The following is a 17,671-nucleotide window of genomic DNA, read 5'->3' as shown; positions in this document are numbered from 1 at the left end:
CTCGTGACCATGAGCCAGACCCCGGACAGTGCCGTCCGTACGTACATCGAGCAGCACCGCACGGCCTTCCTCGACGACCTCGCCGAGTGGCTGCGCATCCGGTCCGTGTCGGCCCAGCCCGGCCACGCGGAGGACGTACGGCGCAGCGCCGACTGGCTCACCGCCAAGCTGACGGAGACCGGCTTCCCCACGGCGGAGGTGTGGCAGACACCGGGCGCCCCGGCCGTGTTCGCCGAGTGGCCCTCCGGCGACCCCGACGCCCCCACGGTCCTCGTCTACGGCCATCACGACGTGCAGCCCGCCGCCCGCGAGGACGGCTGGGACAGCGACCCCTTCGAGCCCGTCGTCCGCGGAAACCGCCTCTACGCGCGCGGGGCCGCCGACGACAAGGGTCAGGTGTTCTTCCACACACTCGGCGTCCGCGCTCACCTCGCCGCCACCGGCCGTACCGCCCCCGCGGTCAACCTGAAGCTGCTCGTCGAGGGCGAGGAGGAATCAGGCTCCCCGCACTTCCGCGCGCTCGTCGAGGAGTACGCCGACCGCCTCGCCGCCGACGCCGTGATCGTCTCCGACACGGGCATGTGGTCCGAGGACACCCCCACCGTGTGCACCGGCATGCGCGGCCTCGCCGAGTGCGAGATACGGCTGCACGGACCCGACCAGGACATCCACTCCGGATCCTTCGGCGGCGCCGTGCCCAACCCGGCCACCGCCGTCGCCCGCCTGGTCGCCGCCCTGCACGACGAGCACGCGCGCGTGGCCGTCCCCGGCTTCTACGACGGCGTGGTCGAACTGACCGACCGGGAACGCGAACTCTTCGCCGAACTGCCCTTCGACGAGCAGCGCTGGCTCGGCACCGCCAAGTCGTACGCCACCCACGGCGAGGCCGGGCACACCACCCTGGAGCGCATCTGGGCCCGCCCCACCGCCGAGGTCAACGGCATCGGCGGCGGCTACCAGGGCCCCGGCAGCAAGACGATCGTCCCGTCCTCCGCCATGGTGAAGCTGTCCTTCCGGCTCGTCGCCGGCCAGGAGCCCGGCCGCGTCGAGAAGGCCGTCCGCGCCTGGGCCGAGGAGCAGGTGCCCGCCGGGATCCGCTGCGACATCACGTTCGCCGCGGCCACGCGCCCGTGCCTGACGCCGCTGGACCACCCTGCGCTGCAGTCCTTGGTCCGCGCCATGGGCCGCGCCTTCGACAAGCCCGTCCGCTACACGCGCGAAGGCGGCTCGGGACCCGCGGCCGACCTCCAGGACGTGCTCGGCGCACCGGTGCTCTTCCTGGGCATCTCGGTCCCCTCCGACGGCTGGCACGCCCCGAACGAGAAAGTGGAGCTCGACCTCCTCCTCAAAGGAGTCGAGACGAGCGCGTACCTGTGGGGCGACCTCGCCGAGCACTGGAGGCAGGAGCCCTGACCACCCCGAACCGTCCGGAGCGTTACCCCGCGCGGGGCACACTGGGAGGGCCGCCCCGCCCCACCGGGTCCGCGAGGGCCCGGGCCGCCTCCCGCCGAACCGCCTGCTGAACCGCCGCCGAAACGAACCGTTCCACCGGGGGAGATGGAAGCACCCGTGACCACCTGGACCGACCACACCGCCGACCGCCCCATCTCACTCACCGCTCCGAGCGGCATCGACCGGGCCGCCCACCACCGGCTCGACGAGGCCTGGCTCGCGGCGGCATGGAGCCACCCCACGACGCGCTGCTTCGTCGTCTCCGGCGGCCAGGTCCTCATCGACGAGACGCCGGACGGGCGTACCGAACTCGTCATGACGCCGTCCTTCGAGGCCCCGCTCACCGAGGCGCACCGCTACTTCCTCGGCATCGACGACGACGGCGTGCGGTACTTCGCCCTCCAGAAGGACTCCCTGCCCGGGCGCATGGACCAGTCCGCCCGCCCCGCCGGCCTGCGCGAGGCGGGACTGCTGCTCTCGCCCCGAGACGCCGGCCTCATGGTGCACGCCGTGGGCCTGGAGAACTGGCAGCGCACCCATCGCTTCTGCTCCCGCTGCGGCGAACGCACCGTCATCGCCGCCGCCGGACACATCCGCCGCTGCCCCGCCTGCGGTGCCGAGCACTACCCGCGCACCGACCCCGCCGTGATCATGGCCGTGACCGACGAGGACGACCGCATCCTGCTCGGCCGCCAAGTGCACTGGCCCGAGGGCCGCTTCTCCACGCTCGCCGGTTTCGTCGAGCCCGGCGAGTCCATCGAGCAGTCGGTGCGGCGCGAGGTCTTCGAGGAGGCCGGCATCACCGTCGGGCACGTCGAGTACGTCGCCAGCCAGCCCTGGCCGTTCCCGTCCAGCCTGATGCTGGGCTTCGTCGCCCGCGCCACCTCCACCGACATCGACGTCGACGGCGACGAGATCCACGAGGCCCGCTGGTTCTCCCGCGACGAACTCGGCGCCGCCTTCGACTCCGGCGAGGTCCTCCCGCCGTACGGCATCTCCATCGCGGCCCGCCTGATCGAGCTCTGGTACGGAAAGCCGCTGCCGACGCGGAGCGTCTGAGCGTCACGGCAGGTCCGAGTGTCAGCAAGTCCGAGTGGCAGTACAAGAGGGTGGCCGCCCCGAGCCGGGACGGCCACCCTTCCACGGAGCGCCTGTCACGCCCTCCGACGAGCTCCGCTACGCGCCGATCTTCTGCTTGACCTGGGCCAGCGAGGGGTTCGTCAGCGTCGAACCGTCCGGGAAGAGCACGGTCGGGACCGTCTGGTTTCCGCCATTCGCCTTCTCCACGAACGCCGCGGACTCCGGGTCCTGCTCGATGTTGATCTCGGTGTACCCGATGCCCTCGCGGTCCATCTGCTTTTTCAGCCGCTGGCAGTAACCGCACCACGTAGTGCTGTACATCGTCACAGTGCCCTGCATGTCTCGCGCGCTCCTCTGAAGGCTCGGGGATGAAGTCGTTCAGTGGAGGAACGTCCGCGGGCGGGACACCATTCCCGCCCGGGGTATGACGGGCGCGCGGCCGACCGCGTGACGCCTGCCGCATTAGTACGACTGCGAGGCCAAGCCTGTGGACAACCGGCTCACCCGTCTCCGGCGACCTGGCAGCATGGCTGTGTGACAGCAGCAACGCACTCCCCACTGTTCCCGCAGGCACTGGACACGGCCGACGCGGTGCTCGAAGGGCTCGACCCCGAGCAGCGCGAGGTGGCGACCGCCCTGCACGGACCGGTGTGCGTGCTGGCGGGCGCCGGCACCGGCAAGACCCGTGCCATCACCCACCGCATCGCCTACGGCGTCCGCGCCGGGATCCTCCAGCCCTCCAGCGTGCTCGCCGTCACCTTCACCAACCGCGCCGCCGGGGAGATGCGCGGCCGGCTGCGCCAGCTCGGCGCCCACGGAGTCCAGGCCCGCACCTTCCACTCGGCGGCGCTGCGTCAGCTCCAGTACTTCTGGCCGAAAGCGATCGGTGGCTCCATGCCCCGCCTCGTCGACCGCAAGATCCAGCTCGTGGCCGACGCGGCCGCCGCCTGCCGGATCCGCCTCGACCGCGGCGAGCTGCGCGACGTGACCGCGGAGATCGAGTGGTCCAAGGTCACCCAGACCGTCCCCTCCGACTACGTGCTCGCCGCCGCCAAGGCCGGCCGCGAGGCGCCCCGCGCCCCCGCCGAGATCGCCCAGCTCTACGCCGCCTACGAGGACCTCAAGCGCGAGCGCGCCGTCATCGACTTCGAGGACGTGCTGCTGCTGACCGTGGCCGTCCTCCAGGACCGGCACGACATCGCCGACCAGGTCCGCGCCCAGTACCAGCACTTCGTGGTGGACGAGTACCAGGACGTCAGCCCGCTTCAGCAGCGCCTGCTGGAGCTGTGGCTCGGCGACCGGGACAACCTGTGCGTGGTCGGCGACGCGAGCCAGACCATCTACTCGTTCACCGGCGCCACCCCCGACCACCTCCTCGACTTCCGCGTCCGCCACCCCGGCGCCACCGTCGTCAAACTGGTCCGCGACTACCGCTCCACCCCCCAGGTGGTCCACCTCGCCAACGGCCTGCTCGCCCAGGCCCGCGGCCGTGCCGCCGACCACCGGCTGGAGCTGGTCTCCCAGCGCCCCCCGGGCCCCGAGCCCGTCTACACCGAGTACACCGACGAGCCCGCCGAGGCCGAGGGCGCCGCCCGCCGCATCCGCGAACTCGTCGCCTCCGGAGTGCCGGCCGGTGAGATCGCCGTCCTGTTCCGCACGAACTCCCAGTCCGAGACCTACGAACAGGCCCTCGCCGACGCCGGGGTGCCCTACCAGCTGCGTGGCGCCGAGCGGTTCTTCGACCGTCCCGAGGTGCGCAAGGCCGGCATCGCCCTGCGCGGCGCGGCCCGCTTCGGCGGCAACGACTCCCTGCTCGACGACGTCGTCGACCTGCCCTCCCAGGTGCGCGCCGTCCTGTCGGGAGAGGGCTGGACGTCGGAGCCGCCCGCCGGCTCAGGCGCCGTCAGAGAGCGCTGGGAGTCCCTGGCCGCCCTGGTGAACCTGGCGCACGACTTCGCCGCCGCCAGACCCGCCGCCACCCTCGGCGATTTCGTCGCCGAGCTCGACGAGCGCGCGAGCGCCCAGCACGCCCCGACGGTGCAGGGCGTCACCCTCGCCTCCCTGCACTCCGCGAAGGGCCTGGAGTGGGACGTGGTGTTCCTGGTCGGTGTCGCCGAGGGCATGATGCCGATCACCTACGCGAAGACCGACGAGCAGATCGAGGAGGAGCGCCGTCTCCTCTATGTGGGCGTCACCCGCGCCCGCGAGCGCCTCCACGTGTCCTGGGCGCTGGCCCGCTCGCCGGGCGGGCGGGCCAACCGCCGGCCCAGCCGGTTCCTCTCCGGGCTGCGCCCCGGCTCGGCGGGGACGGCCGGCCGCGGCGCCGCGGCCGGGACGGGCGGCGTCGAGCGCGGCTTCACGCCCGCCACGCAGGTCGCACCCCGGCGCACGCGGCGAGCCCCGGCCCGCTGCCGGGTCTGCGGCCGGACCCTCACCGACGCCGGTGAGATGAAGCTGATGCGCTGCGAGGACTGTCCCTCGGACATGGACGAGGGCCTTTACGAGCGGCTGCGCGAGTGGCGGGCCGTCCAGGCGCGGCGCAGCGGGCAGCCCGCCTTCTGCGTCTTCACCGACAAGACCCTCATGGCGATCGCCGAGACGGGCCCCGAGGACGAGCACGAGCTGGCCCGGATCCCCGGGGTCGGGATGCGCAAACTCAACCGCTACGGCGCGGACGTCCTCGCCCTGTGCGCAGGTCAGGACCTCGTGTTCGACGACGAGGACGACGCGGCGACGACTGATACGAACTCGTCGAAAAAATAGTTTGCGCCTGCCCCGGCAATCCCCATAGGTTCTTAGGCACGGGGACGGAGGCCTTCTCGTAGGCCCTGATTCCGTGTTGTACTTGCATATCCGCGGACTGGTTCACCCCAGTCCCCCGAGACGCCGAGAGGAGGCGAGTCCAGTGATCAGCATCAACACCAGCTCCTTCAGCACCGTGAAAATGACCGATCGCTCGGTCGTCGCCTCGCTGTGCACGCTCGGCGCCTCCAACCCGGGCACCGGTCTGTCCGGCATTCGTGCCGTCCGCCCGGCGTCCGCCGTGTCTCCTGCGGGTCTTCCCGTCCGTGAGCGCGATGAGCGACCGACCAAGGCACTGGAAGCGGCAGTAGTGGCACAGGCGCAGGCCTATGCCTTTACGGCGACCGGTGCCGGATTCCGGAAGCAGACGACGCAGCACCACCTGATGTGGGCCTTCCGTGGGCCAGAACCCTGGAGTGATCCAGCCTGATCGTCGATCAGGCCGGCGCCTTCAGGGCCGCGGAACCCCACCCGGGATCCGCGGCCCTTCTGTTTTCCCCGAACGGGGACGACAGAGCGAAGGCGCCTCGGGACAAGAAAAGAACCCGGTACCCAGCCGACCCCGGCCGACCCCGGCCGGAACGACCAGACGAGGAAGACGAACCGTGCAACTCGAAGCGCACGCCCCGTCCGTACCGCCTTCCGACACGATCCCCAAGCCCGGCCTCACGGAGGACTCCACCTTGACTCCGCTCACCGCGCTCACCGCGCTCGACGACGCCATCGAGAACCTCGGCGTACCCGTTCCCTGCCGTTCCTACGACCCGGAGGTCTTCTTCGCCGAGTCGCCGGCCGACGTCGAGTACGCCAAGTCTCTCTGCCGCACCTGCCCGCTGATGGAGGCCTGCCTCGCCGGCGCCAAGGAGCGGCGTGAGCCCTGGGGCGTCTGGGGTGGCGAGCTGTTCGTCCAGGGTGTCGTCGTTGCCCGGAAGCGGCCGCGTGGCCGCCCGCGCAAGAACCCGGTCACGGCATGAACACCGCAGGAACGATCGACCGCCCCCTCACGCACGACCCCAAGAAGCAGGCCCCGATGAAGCCGTCCACTTACGAGCCCGCGGACTCCGCGACCGAAGACCTCAACCTCAGCGACGCGAACGACTCGCGTCAGAACAGGACCCGCGAGATGCAACTCATCCCAGAAGCCCTGGCACGTGCGCATATGCATGAGCGCCTGCATGAGGCCGAGACGGAGCGTCAGGCCGTGCGCCTGGCGACCGCCCGCCGCATGCAGCGCCGGGCGGAGCGCGCCTCCCTGCGCGCCCGCCGTGCGCTCGCCATGGCCGTCATGCAGTAGCCACACCCACCTGAAGCGGTGACCTCCCGGCCCCGGGAGGTGAGCTTCCCCGCGGGGGCCGGTCCGGCCGAACGGACCGGCCCCCGCGGGGCGTTGTGCCGCGGGTCCCGCGCCCCGGGGCCGGCACCGCGCGACCGCGAACCAGCCCCGCGGGGGGCCCGCCGTCGTCAGGTCACGCCGGTGCGGCCGACTCCTCCTCGTCCGTCTCCGGCACGAAGCCCGGTAGCCACTCCTCCAGTTCGTCCCGCATCCGCACCGTGGCGCCCAGCTGGCACAGCACACCGATCGTGCTCAGCGTGACCCGGTGGATCAGGAGGTAGGCAGGCGGCAGGTTGAGCTGCTTGGCCAACTGGTAGGCGGGGGAGCGGGGATCGGCTATGCGCGCGGCCTGACCGCGCATCCAGCCCCGGCTGAAGGTGAACGCCTCGACCCGGGCCGGCTCGATGATTGGCAGCAGGTAGTCGAGGACGGCGTCCGGGTCCAGCTCTATGGACTCCTTGACGAAGCCCTCCGAGCAGAGCATCTCGTAGACGGCCTCCGCCTCGCCGTCGATGGTCATCCGCAAGGACTCGCCGATCGGCAGCGGCAGGCCGCCGGGCAGGCGGTCGACGGTGCCGAAGTCCAGCACGCCGAGACGCCAGTCGTCCTCGCCGGCCGGGCCGCCGGGCAGCAGGCGGAAGTTCCCCGGGTGGGGGTCGGCGTGCAGCAGGCCGGTGCGGGCCGGGCCCGAGAACAGGAAGCGGGTGAGGAGTTGCCCCGCCCGGTCGCGCTGCTCGTCGGTGCCGTCCGCGATCACCTCCGACAGGGGGATGCCGTCGATCCACTCGGTGACCAGCACCTGTTCGCACTGGTGGACCACGGCCGGCACCACGATGTCGGGGTCGTCCGCGAACTCCTCGGCATGGGTCTGCTGGGCCTGCGCCTCCAGGTCGTAGTCGAGTTCCTCGGAGACCCGGTCCTTCAGCTCCGCGATCAGCGGCTTGACGTCCATGCCGGGGACGAGCGGGCCCAGCAGGCGGGCGAAGCGGCTCAGTTGGTTCAGGTCGGACAGCAGGGCCTCGCCCGCGCCCGGGTACTGCACCTTGACGGCGACCTCACGGCCGTCCTGCCACACCCCGCGGTGCACCTGCCCGATGGACGCGGCCGCCGCGGGCTTGTCCTCGAACTCCAGGAACAGCTCGCGCCAGTCCTCGCCGAGCCGCTCCTCGAGCACCGCGTGCACCGTGCGGGTCGGCATCGGGGGCGCCGCGTCCTGGAGCTTCGTCAGCGCCGCGCGGTAGGGGCCGGCGACCTCCTCGGGCAGGGCCGACTCGAAGACGGACATCGCCTGCCCGAACTTCATCGCGCCGCCCTTGAGCTCGCCGAGCACCTTGAACAGCTGATCCGCGGTGCGCTGCTGGAGCTCACGCCCGACGAGCTCGGCGGACTCGCCCACGATCCGCTTGCCGAGCCCCCAGGTGGCCCGGCCCGCGAAGCCGAGCGGGAGCGCGGCGAGCTTGGCGGTCCGGGTGACCGCCTTGCGGGGAAGATCAGACATGCGCCCTCCAGGTCCCAGCCAGCCGCGCCGCGTCTGCCTGACGGTGAAGCTCTTCTGACGGCAGTTGCTCCGCCATTGTCTCGTGCGACTCGCCGTTCTTTGAGGTGTGTTCCTCGTTACCTTTCTCCGCGGCTCCGCACGGGCACGCGGGATGCGGCCGAAGCTGCCGCGCGTGCCAGCGCAGGCCCGGTGCGGACACCTCCCAGCGCGCGCCGACCGCCGACGGTACTCCGCCGTCCAGGAAGGCCAGCGCGTGCGCCGCCGCCGAGCCCGCCACCGACGCCGCCAGGGCCAGATCGCACGCCCGCACCCGGCGCGGCCTCGCGGACCGCCACTGGGCGAGCAGGCGCGGCCAGGCCTCGTCCCGGTCGGTGCGCTCCTCCTGGAGACAGCCGGCGCAGCCGGTCTCGCCGGGCAGGACCAGCGGGCCGACGATACCCGTGCCCTCCACGACACCGGCGTACAGATGAGGCGTACCGGACGCCATGAGCGGCTCGGCGGACGCCGGGTCGGGCGCGTACACGGCGACGTCGTCCCGAGGGGTGACGATCACCAGGGAGAAGCCCGGCTCGGGATCCTCCAGCGGTGACCGGGGGCCCCGGCGCGCCGGGCGGTCCGGGGCGGCGTCGCGCACCACGCGGCGGGCCGCCTCGGTCCTGCGCTCGCCGACCGAGTCGGCCGGCAGTCCGCCCGGCGCCACGTCCCACGGCTCGACGCGGCCGCAGTCCCGCACGTCGACCTCGCCGACGCCGGCGCCCGACAGCAGCGCGGCCAGCACCCCTCCGATCCGGCCCGCGCCCCTGACCTGCACCCGCAGCGAGGCGCGCGCGGCCAGCAGCCTCATCGCGTCGCCCGGTTCCGCCGTCGTCAGCGACAGAGCTGCCAGATCGGGGCGCAGCCGGTCGAGGACGTCCGTCCTCTGCCGCAGGGAGTCGGCGGCCGGACCGCCGCCTCTGGCGTCGTCGAGCAGCCCGGCCCGCGACAACCGCGTCACCAGCCGGTCGACGTGGCCGTCCGGCAGATCCATCCGCCGCCCCTCCTCGCGCAGCAGGGGAAGGCCGCGCGTGCCGTCGAGCAACTCCAGGAAGCTGCCCGTCGCGGTGTCGACCGGGCCCAGCGTCAGCGCGTGCGCCGGACTCATCCCGAACTGCACCGTATTGAGGTCACGCCAGCCGCGCCTGAGCGCGGGTTTCACCACTGGATGCATCGCAGGCCCCCGTTTGCCACTGAACGTCCCCGTGCGCCGGTCGGGCTCGGTCGAAGCCGCCCCGGCGACTGCCAGCATGCCCGACCCGGTCGGGCGGACGTCGCGAGTTGTCCACAGGCACAGGTGATTCGTCGTACAAATGGGCCACGTCGGCCGGACCCGCGGCCTCGGCGCGTCAGTCGTACAAATCAAACGCTCGGTGGGGGATCGGTGGGGAAGGCCACCGGAGCCGGGACTTCCCCCATGCCCAGCGGGTACGGTCGGGGCGTGTCCGCCGACCCACTGCACCGTGCCGGAACCACGCAGCGCAGCACGACCAGCCCGCCGCCCGGCGGCTCGAAGACGAGCGCGATCGAGGTGCGCAGGAGCTCCCGTCGACGCAGGACGGTCTCCGCGTACCGGGAGGGCGATCGCACCGTCGTGCTCATCCCCGCCCGGATGTCCGAGGCGGAGGAACAGCGCTGGGTGAGCGTCATGCTGGACAAGCTCGCCGCCCAGGAGAGCAAACGCGTACTCGGCGACGCCGAGCTGTCCGAGCGCGCCCGGCGCCTCTCGGAGCAGTACTTCGACGGCCGGGCCAGGCCCAACTCGGTCCGCTGGGTCACCAACCAGAACACCCGGTGGGGCTCGTGCACCCCGGCCGAGGGCAGCATCCGCCTCTCCCACCGGCTGCAGGGCATGCCCGAGTACGTCGTCGACTACGTCCTCCTGCACGAACTGGCGCACCTTCTGGTCCCCGGACACGGACCGCGTTTCTGGCGGCTGCTGGAGGCGTATCCGCGCACCGAGCGGGCCCGCGGCTACCTCGAAGGGGTCGTCGCCGCCGACCGGCTGCCCCACGTGCCCGGCGCGCGCGGCGAGTGATCACCCGCCCCGAGGCCGGCTCCGGGACGGCCGCGCGCGGGTTGTGTACCGGGTCTGTACCGACATCGTCCACTGTCCGAGTTTGCAGTTAGCCTGGCGCGACGCACTCACTTCTGGATGGGGGACGGTCGTTACGCATGGCCAGGGAATTCCAACGCGGCCACAAGGCCAGGATCAGTGATCTCACCGCGGGAACGGATCTGTACGTAGGCGTGCAGATCTCCGGGCCCGGGCTGGGTTTCGACATCAGCTGCTTCGGTCTCGACGCGAGCGAGCGGCTCTCGGACGACCGGTACTTCATCTTCTACAACCAGCCCAAGTCGCCCGAGGAGTCCATCCAGCTCCTCGGCGCGCAGGCCGGTGACACGGAGTCCTTCCGCGTCACCCTCGACCGGATCCCGTCGCACATCCAGAAGCTGTCCTTCACGGCGACGATCGACGGCGCCGGGCAGATGTCGCAGGTCGGCCCCGGTTACATCCGCATCGTCGCGGGCGGCGAGGAAGTGGCCCGCTACCCGTTCAGCGGCTCGGAGTTCACCACCGAGCGCGCCGTGATGCTGGGCGACTTCTACCTGAAGGACGTGTGGCGGTTCGCCGCCGTCGGCCAGGGCTTCGACGGCGGTCTCGACGCGCTGCTGAAGAACTTCGGCGGAGAGGTCGCCGAGGAGGAGACGCCCGCCGCGCCGCAGCCGCAGGCCGACGCCAACCCGGGCTTCGCGCCGCCGCCCGGCGGCCAGTCCGCCGCGCCGCCCGCGTTCGGCGCCCCCGGTGGCGCCCCCGCGCCCGCCCCGACGCCGGCGCCCGCCCCGCAGGGCTTCGCGCCCCCGCCGGGCGCCACGCCTCCGCCGCCCGGCACGACACCGCCCGTGCACACGGCGCCGACCATCGTCGCGCCCATGAACACGCCGCCCGGCGGCTCCCCGGTGCCGCCCCCGGCCCCGGCGCCCGCCCCCTACGGCCAGCCCGGCCAGCAGCAGCCGCCGTACGGCCAGGCCCCCGCCCCCAGCGCCCCGCCGCCCCCGGGCTACGCCCAGCCACAGGCCCCGCAGGCCCCGGTCCCGCCGCCCGGCTATGGCCAGCCCACGCCGCCTCCCGGCTACGGACAGCCGACCCCGCCGCCCGGTTACGGCCAGCAGCCGCCGTACGGCCAGGCGCCCGGCGCCCCGGGCCAGCAGGCGCCCTACGGAGCCCCGCAGGGCGTCCCCCAGGGTGCCCCCGCTCCGCAGGGCGCGCCGCAGGGCCCCGGCGTCGCCGCCGCGCTCCAGCAGTTCCGCGAGACGCCCACCGGCCAGCGCTGGACGCAGCAGAACCGCAAGATGGTCCGCGTCGACCTCGGCATCGGCGGCCAGCCCGTGCTCGCCCGCCAGGGCAGCATGGTGCTCTACCAGGGCAAGGTCGACTTCAGCTACAAGGGCGCCGGGTTCTCCGGCCGGATCGTGGGCAACGCGACCGGCCAGGAGATGCAGCTGATGCGCTGCACCGGCCAGGGCCAGGTGTTCCTCGCCGAGAACTCGACGATGCTGCACCCCATCGAGCTCCAGGGCGACGCGGTGTGCGTCTCCGCGGAGAACGTCCTCGCGTTCGACGAGACCCTCCAGTACGAGGTCCGCCGCATCGAGGGCCACGGCATCCCGGGCGGCGCGCTGTTCACGATGCAGTTCCAGGGCACCGGCACGATCGTGGTGAAGACGCACGGCACGCCCGTGGTGCTGCCCGTCACGCCCACCACGTTCGCCGACTGCAACGCCGTGGTCGCCTGGTCGGCCGCCGCGCAGGTCGTCGTCTCCAGCCAGGTGCGGATGCGCCGCAACGCCTATCCCGGCGACACCGGGGAGAGCGTGAACCTCCAGTTCCGCGCGGCGCCCGGCAGCTTCGTCATCGTCCAGCCCTACGAGATCTGAGGGAGAGCCCGTTCATGAACCAGCCGCTCGCGGGCTACGCCCCCGCACCTGTCGCCGCCCGCATGGAGAACCACGGCAATCACATGCTGAAGGTCGCCATGCAGACCGGACACGACCTCCTCGCGCGCGTGGGGTCGATGGTTGCCTATGAGGGCTTCGTCCAGTACGAGCCCAACCCGCCGGCCGTGCGCCAGATCGCCAAGGACTGGATCACCGGCGAGGGCGCGCCCCTGATGAAGTGCTCCGGCGACGGCCTGCTCTACCTCGCCGACTACGGCGCGAACGTCGTCGTGATCAACCTCAACGGCGACGGGATCTCCGTCAACGCCACCAACCTGCTCGCCTTCGACGCCCACCTCCAGTGGGGCGTGGAGCGGGTCAAGGGCCTGGCGAAGTTCGCCGGTCAGGGCCTGTGGAACACCAAGATCTCCGGGCAGGGCTGGGTCGCGCTGACCTCCCGGGGCAAGCCCATCGTCGTCGACTGCGGCGGTGGCGAGGACGAGACGTACGTCGACCCGGACGCGCTCGTCGCCTGGTCCCCGAACCTCAAGGTGAAGGGCAAGCGCAGCTTCAAGGCGCAGTCCCTGATCGGCCGCGGCAGCGGCGAGGCCTATCAGATGGCCTTCTCCGGTCAGGGCATCGTCGTCGTCCAGCCCAGCGAGGACAGCACCGACCGTCTCCGGGTCCGGGGCTGAGGGGGAGCACCACACTATGCAGAGCCCGATTTTCGCGTACAACGACCAGCAGTCCCAGGAGCGCTGGAGCCTGCAGAACAAGCAGATGCTCCGCGTCACCCTGGAGGGCCACGACGACATCCTCGCCCGCAAGGGCACGATGGTCGCCTACCAGGGCATGGTCGAGTTCGACGCCGAGTTCCAGAGCAACAGCCAGGCACGCACGCGTGCGCACACCGGAGAGGGCCTGGACCTGATGCGCTGCCACGGGCAGGGCACGGTCTACCTGGCCAACCTCAAGCAGCACGTGCACGTCGTCGAGGTCGACCAGGACGGCCTCACCGTCGACAGCAGCTACGTACTGGCGATGGACTCCTCGCTGCACCACGACGTCATCGCCGTGGACAGCCTCTACGGCATCTCGGGATCCGGGAAGTACCAGCTCAACATCACCGGCCGCGGCAAGGTCGCGCTGATGACCTCGGGCATGCCGCTGATGCTGCAGGTGACGCCCGACAAGTACGTCAACTGCGACGCCGACGCGATCGTGGCCTGGTCCACGAGCCTGCGGGTGCAGATGCAGGCGCAGACCCACTCCTCGGGTGTGTGGCGGCGCCGCGGCAACACCGGCGAGGGCTGGGAGCTCAGCTTCATGGGCTCCGGGGTCGCCCTCGTGCAGCCCAGCGAGCTGCTGCCGCCGCAGAACGCCCAGATCGGCGGCGGTGTGTCCGCGCAGTACGGCATGGGCCAGCAGGGCGCCCGCGGCCAGAACCAGGGCAACGTCTGGAACTGACCGGTCGAGACCATGCGTAAGGGGCGACCGCCATGGTGGTCGCCCCTTACGCGTGTCCGGGGTCAGAGCCGCGCGCGTGTCGCCTCCAGCAGCCGGACGACCGAGTCGTCGGCCACCTCCGCGACCTCCTCGTACGCGAACCAGCGCAGGTCCAGGGACTCGTCGCTGATCGCGTGCGCGGCCCCGGGCGGGGCCAGGACCGCGTACTGCACGTCGAGGTGCCAGTGGCAGGGCGGCGGGATCGTGTGCCGGTCCAGCCGCACCGGGCCGCCCGGGACCGGCGTCAGTCCGGCGATGCCCGACTCCTCCGTCGCCTCGCGCAGCGCCGCCGCCTCCAGAGAGACGTCGCCGGGCTCGCAGTGGCCGCCCATCTGGAGCCACATCCGCAGCTTGCGGTGCAGCGTGAGCAGCACCCGGCCGCCCTCGGGGTCGATGACCAGGGCGCTCGCCGTGAGGTGACCGTCCGAGCAGGCCTTCCACATGCCGTCCGGGTGCGCGGCGAGATGGTCCAGGTAGGCCTGGCGCAGCTCGGCCTGGTCCTCGTACGACTTGAGGACGAGGACCGCGTCGTCGTGCAGGCTCACTCGGTGTCGTCGCCCTTGCTCTCGCCGCCCTTGCCCTCGGCACCCCCGGACTCGTCATTCGCGCCCTTGTCCTGGTCCTTCTTGCGCAGGTCGGGCTTGCCGGCCGCCTCGCCGAGCATCTTGTCGAGCTCGGAGAAGTCGATCTGCTCGCGGTGCACGAAGCCGTCCGGGTCGTCCAGGTCGGTCGCCGTCGGCAGCATGTCCGGGTGCGCCCACAGGGCGTCCCGGCCGTCGACACCGCGCGCGTCCGTCAGCGATGCCCACAGCCGGGAGGCGTCGCGCAGCCGGCGCGGGCGCAGCTCCAGACCGATCAGCGTGGCGAACGTCTGCTCCGCGGGACCGCCCGAGGCGCGGCGGCGGCGCAGCGTCTCGCGCAGCGCGTCGGCCGAGGACAGCCGGGGCTTGGCGGCGGCGTGCACCACGGCGTCCACCCAGCCCTCGACGAGAGCCAGCGCGGTCTCCAGACGGGCCAGGGCGGTCTTCTGCTCCGGCGTGTCCTCCGGCTGGAACATGCCCTGCTGGAGAGCTTCCTGAAGCTGCTCGGGGTTCTGCGGGTCGAACTGGCCGACCACGTCCTCCAGCTTCGCCGTGTCGACCTTGATGCCGCGCGCGTAGCCGTCGACCGCGCCGAACAGGTGCGACCGCAGCCACGGCACGTGCGCGAACAGGCGCTGGTGGGCCGCCTCGCGCAGGGCGAGGTACAGCCGCACCTCCTCCTGCGGCACACCCAGGTCCTTGCCGAACGCCTCGATGTTCACCGGCAGCAGCGCGGCCCGGCCGGCCGGGCCCAGCGGCAGGCCGATGTCGGTCGAGCCGACCACCTCGCCGGCGAGCACGCCGACGGCCTGCCCGATCTGCGTGCCGAACATGGCGCCGCCCATCGAGCGCATCATGCCGATCAGCGGGCCGGCCATGGCCTGCATCTCCTCGGGCAGCACGTCGCCCATGGCGGTGCCGACGCGCTCGGCGACCGGGTCGACGAGCTCCTGCCATGCGGGAAGGGTCGCCTCGACCCACTCCGCGCGGCTCCAGGCCACCGCGGAGCCCGCGCCGGAGGGCAGGGACGTCGCGTCGTCGAGCCACAGGTCGGCCAGGCGGACGGCCTCCTCGACGGCAGTGCGCTCGGCGGGGCCGACGCTGGCGTCCTTGACGCCGTCCGGCGTGCCCTGGGAGACCGTCTGGCGGGCGATCTGCTTGGCCATGTCCCAGTTCACCGGGCCGCCCTCGTAGGAGAGCATCTGGCCCAGCTGCTGGAACGCGGCGCCCAGGTCGGTGGGGTTCAGCGAGCCGAACATCGCGGCGAACGGGTTGTCCGCGCCGGGGCCTGAGAAGCCTCCGGCTCCGGGCAGCCCGAAACCGAACGGGTTGGCCGGGTCCTGACCACCACCGTTCTGCTGGTCCTTCTTCTTGCCCTCGTCGCCGTCGTCCGGCTCCTCCGGCGGAAGGCCGAATCCGAATGGGGTGTCACTCACGGGGTTCCTCGGCTGGTAGGGCCGCCGGTTCTTTCCGGCGGCACGGCTGCCCGACAACACCACCCAGCGTAGACACCCGGGGCCGATCGGGCCTCGGTGCTTCGCCGACTGACGGCCTGCGGCAGGATGGATGCCACCTGGTACGGAGGCGCGGCGCGCGTCCGTACTGAAGACAACCGCTGGAGACGCCCGGTGAGTTCCCCAGATCCGCAGGTTCGCGCAGCGCGAAACCAGTCAACCAGGCCCGCGCCCAGAGGGCCCGTCGTGGCGGTCACCGGTGCCGCGTCCGGCGTCGGTGCCCTGCTCACCGAGCGGCTCGCCGCGTCGGACGAGATCAAGCAGGTCGTCGCGATCGACGAGCGGCGCGGCGACTGCGAGGCGGCGCAATGGCACATCCTCGACGTGCGCGACCCGGCCATCGCCGACAAGCTCCGCGGGGCCGACGTGGTGGTGCACCTCGCGCTCGACCTCGACCTGGAGACCGACGCGGCCGCCCGAACGGCCTACAACGTCCGGGGCACGCAGACCGTGCTCACGGCCGCCGCCGCGGCCGGCGTCCACCGGGTCGTGCTGTGCACCTCGGCCATGGTGTACGGCGCGCTGCCGGACAACGAACTGCCCCTGTCGGAGGACGCCGAACTGCGCGCCACGGCGGAGGCCACCGGCGTGGGCGACCTGCTGGAGATCGAGCGGCTGGCCCGGCGGGCGCCCCGCGCGCACCCCGGCCTCAATGTGACCGTGGTGCGCCCGGCCGTCCTGGTCGGCGGCACGGACACCGCCCTGACCAGGTACTTCGAGTCGCCGCGCCTGCTGGTGGTCGCCGGGTCGCGGCCCGCGTGGCAGTTCTGCCACGTCGAGGACCTGTGCAGCGCCCTGGAGTACGCCGTCCTGGAGAAGGCCGAGGGCGAGCTCGCCGTCGGCTGCGACGGATGGCTGGAGCAGGAGGAGGTCGAAGAGCTCAGCGGGATCCGGCGGATGGAACTGCCGTCGACCGTGGCGCTGGGCGCCGCGGCCCGGCTGCACCGCATCGGTCTCACGCCGTCCCCGGCCGGGGACCTGGCGTACACGATGTACCCGTGGGTGGTGAGCGTGAGCCGGCTGCACGACGCGGGATGGCGGCCGAAGTACACCAACGAGGAAGTGCTCGCGGAACTGCTGGAGGAGGTCTCCGGGCGGCACACCGTCGCCGGGCGGCGCCTCGGGCGCAAGGACGCCACGGCCGCCGGTGCCGCGGGAGCGACGGTGGCGCTGCTCGGCGCGGCCGCGGTGGTGCGCCGCGCGCGGAAGGCGCGCCGTCGGATCTGACCTCGTTGGCCGTCGGATCCGACCTTGTTGGCCGTCGGATCCGCCCTCGTTGTAGGAGGCTCCAAGGCCGCACGCGCGCGTGCCGGGTGAAACGGCTATTCCGAGTTGTCGGTGGGGTGGGGCACGATGGGGCTCATGGCATCCACGAACGACCACCCCGGTGAGCAGGCCGCACAGGACCCGATCAAGCTGATCGCCATTCGCGACGGCGCGCTCTCGGTGGACGAGGTCTTCCGCGCGGTGGGGGACGAGGCGGCCGGCGGCACGGCCCTGTTCGTCGGCACCGTGCGCAACCACGACGGCGGCGCGGACGTCGACGAGCTCGGGTACTCCTGCCACCCCAGTGCCGAGTCGGAGATGCGGCGCGTCGCCGAGAAGGTCGTCGCCGACTACCCCGTGCGTGCCCTGGCGGCCGTCCACCGGGTGGGCGAGCTGGCCGTCGGGGACCTCGCCGTCGTCGTCGCGGTGTCCTGCCCGCACCGCGGGGAGGCCTTCGAGGCCTGCCGGAAGCTGATCGACGACCTCAAGCACGAGGTCCCCATCTGGAAGCACCAGAAGTTCTCCGACGGCACCGAAGAGTGGGTCGGCGCCTGCTGACCCGGTCGCCGCGAGGTCCGCTGATCCGGCTGCCGCGTCCCCCGGACGCCTCCGGTTGCGTAACCGCACCCCTGGCGTGAGCGTTGTCACTGCGGATGGTTAATCTGCT

17 protein-coding genes are annotated in these 17,671 nt (G+C 72.2%); 12 read left to right on the top strand and 5 right to left on the bottom strand.

Annotated elements, in window-relative coordinates; translation table 11 throughout:
• Positions 1–9 precede the first annotated feature (9 nt).
• Together ACZ7D7_RS01380 and nudC are read left to right on the top strand one after the other, a co-directional pair.
• Positions 10–1,413, top strand: a complete 1,404-nt coding sequence (locus tag ACZ7D7_RS01380) for a dipeptidase (protein ID WP_470821423.1) — start codon at positions 10–12, stop codon at positions 1,411–1,413.
• A gap of 156 nt (positions 1,414–1,569) precedes the next feature.
• A complete protein-coding gene (nudC, locus tag ACZ7D7_RS01375; protein ID WP_470821421.1) occupies positions 1,570–2,511 on the top strand; it encodes an NAD(+) diphosphatase in 942 nt (313 codons plus the stop codon).
• A gap of 117 nt (positions 2,512–2,628) precedes the next feature.
• Here the strand turns inward: nudC and ACZ7D7_RS01370 are convergent, their stop codons facing one another.
• Positions 2,629–2,871, bottom strand: coding sequence for a mycoredoxin (locus ACZ7D7_RS01370; protein WP_470821419.1), 243 nt, complete (start codon positions 2,869–2,871; stop codon positions 2,629–2,631).
• Between the two features lie 195 nt (positions 2,872–3,066).
• Here ACZ7D7_RS01370 and ACZ7D7_RS01365 point away from each other — a divergent pair, with 195 nt between their 5' ends.
• The 4 genes from ACZ7D7_RS01365 to ACZ7D7_RS01350 all read left to right on the top strand — a co-directional run bounded on the left by ACZ7D7_RS01365 (position 3,067) and on the right by ACZ7D7_RS01350 (position 6,628).
• On the top strand, positions 3,067–5,295 hold the full coding sequence (locus ACZ7D7_RS01365) for an ATP-dependent DNA helicase UvrD2 (RefSeq protein ID WP_470821418.1): 2,229 nt from the start codon (positions 3,067–3,069) through the stop codon (positions 5,293–5,295).
• Between the two features lie 142 nt (positions 5,296–5,437).
• Positions 5,438–5,764 carry a hypothetical protein gene (locus tag ACZ7D7_RS01360; protein ID WP_470821416.1) on the top strand — a complete coding sequence of 109 codons (327 nt, stop codon included), beginning with the start codon at positions 5,438–5,440 and terminating at the stop codon, positions 5,762–5,764.
• Between the two features lie 175 nt (positions 5,765–5,939).
• Complete coding sequence (locus ACZ7D7_RS01355; RefSeq protein WP_019754617.1) at positions 5,940–6,308, top strand: WhiB family transcriptional regulator; 369 nt, start codon at positions 5,940–5,942, stop codon at positions 6,306–6,308.
• Positions 6,305–6,628 (top strand): hypothetical protein, encoded by a 324-nt coding sequence (locus tag ACZ7D7_RS01350; RefSeq protein ID WP_470821414.1) that lies wholly within the window; start codon positions 6,305–6,307, stop codon positions 6,626–6,628. The genes ACZ7D7_RS01355 and ACZ7D7_RS01350 overlap by 4 nt, the downstream gene beginning before the upstream one ends.
• Before the next feature lie 172 nt (positions 6,629–6,800).
• Here ACZ7D7_RS01350 and ACZ7D7_RS01345 read toward each other — a convergent pair whose 3' ends face one another.
• Together ACZ7D7_RS01345 and ACZ7D7_RS01340 are read right to left on the bottom strand one after the other, a co-directional pair.
• Complete coding sequence (locus tag ACZ7D7_RS01345) at positions 6,801–8,165, bottom strand: ABC1 kinase family protein (protein WP_470821413.1); 1,365 nt, start codon at positions 8,163–8,165, stop codon at positions 6,801–6,803.
• Positions 8,158–9,372, bottom strand: coding sequence for a TOMM precursor leader peptide-binding protein (locus ACZ7D7_RS01340; protein WP_470821412.1), 1,215 nt, complete (start codon positions 9,370–9,372; stop codon positions 8,158–8,160). Before ACZ7D7_RS01340 ends, ACZ7D7_RS01345 begins: the two co-directional genes overlap by 8 nt.
• 267 nt (positions 9,373–9,639) lie before the next feature.
• On the opposite strand from ACZ7D7_RS01340, the gene ACZ7D7_RS01335 reads away from it, so the two are divergent.
• From ACZ7D7_RS01335 to ACZ7D7_RS01320, 4 genes are all read left to right on the top strand, one after another.
• Complete coding sequence (locus ACZ7D7_RS01335) at positions 9,640–10,236, top strand: M48 metallopeptidase family protein (protein WP_470821411.1); 597 nt, start codon at positions 9,640–9,642, stop codon at positions 10,234–10,236.
• Between the two features lie 137 nt (positions 10,237–10,373).
• Entirely contained in the window at positions 10,374–12,137 is a 1,764-nt protein-coding gene (locus tag ACZ7D7_RS01330; RefSeq protein WP_470821410.1) for a TerD family protein, read from the top strand.
• A gap of 14 nt (positions 12,138–12,151) precedes the next feature.
• Positions 12,152–12,832 (top strand): AIM24 family protein, encoded by a 681-nt coding sequence (locus ACZ7D7_RS01325; protein ID WP_470821409.1) that lies wholly within the window; start codon positions 12,152–12,154, stop codon positions 12,830–12,832.
• Positions 12,833–12,848: 16 nt separating this feature from the next.
• Entirely contained in the window at positions 12,849–13,604 is a 756-nt protein-coding gene (locus ACZ7D7_RS01320) for an AIM24 family protein (protein ID WP_470821408.1), read from the top strand.
• Between the two features lie 62 nt (positions 13,605–13,666).
• Here the strand turns inward: ACZ7D7_RS01320 and ACZ7D7_RS01315 are convergent, their stop codons facing one another.
• On the bottom strand, positions 13,667–14,188 hold the full coding sequence (locus tag ACZ7D7_RS01315) for an NUDIX hydrolase (RefSeq protein ID WP_470821407.1): 522 nt from the start codon (positions 14,186–14,188) through the stop codon (positions 13,667–13,669).
• Positions 14,185–15,660, bottom strand: coding sequence for a zinc-dependent metalloprotease (locus tag ACZ7D7_RS01310; RefSeq protein WP_470821406.1), 1,476 nt, complete (start codon positions 15,658–15,660; stop codon positions 14,185–14,187). Before ACZ7D7_RS01310 ends, ACZ7D7_RS01315 begins: the two co-directional genes overlap by 4 nt.
• A gap of 192 nt (positions 15,661–15,852) precedes the next feature.
• Between ACZ7D7_RS01310 and ACZ7D7_RS01305 the strand changes: the two genes are divergently transcribed.
• The gene (locus tag ACZ7D7_RS01305) at positions 15,853–16,965 is read left to right on the top strand and encodes an SDR family oxidoreductase (RefSeq protein ID WP_470821404.1); all 1,113 of its coding nucleotides are present in this window, start codon (positions 15,853–15,855) and stop codon (positions 16,963–16,965) included.
• A 135-nt stretch (positions 16,966–17,100) separates the two neighbouring features.
• Positions 17,101–17,562, top strand: coding sequence for a molybdenum cofactor biosynthesis protein MoaE (locus tag ACZ7D7_RS01300; protein WP_470821403.1), 462 nt, complete (start codon positions 17,101–17,103; stop codon positions 17,560–17,562).
• Positions 17,563–17,671: the final 109 nt, after the last annotated feature.

This window comes from Streptomyces sp. NPDC037054, from assembly GCF_055606745.1.
This window is presented reverse-complemented; position numbering and strand designations above follow the sequence as displayed.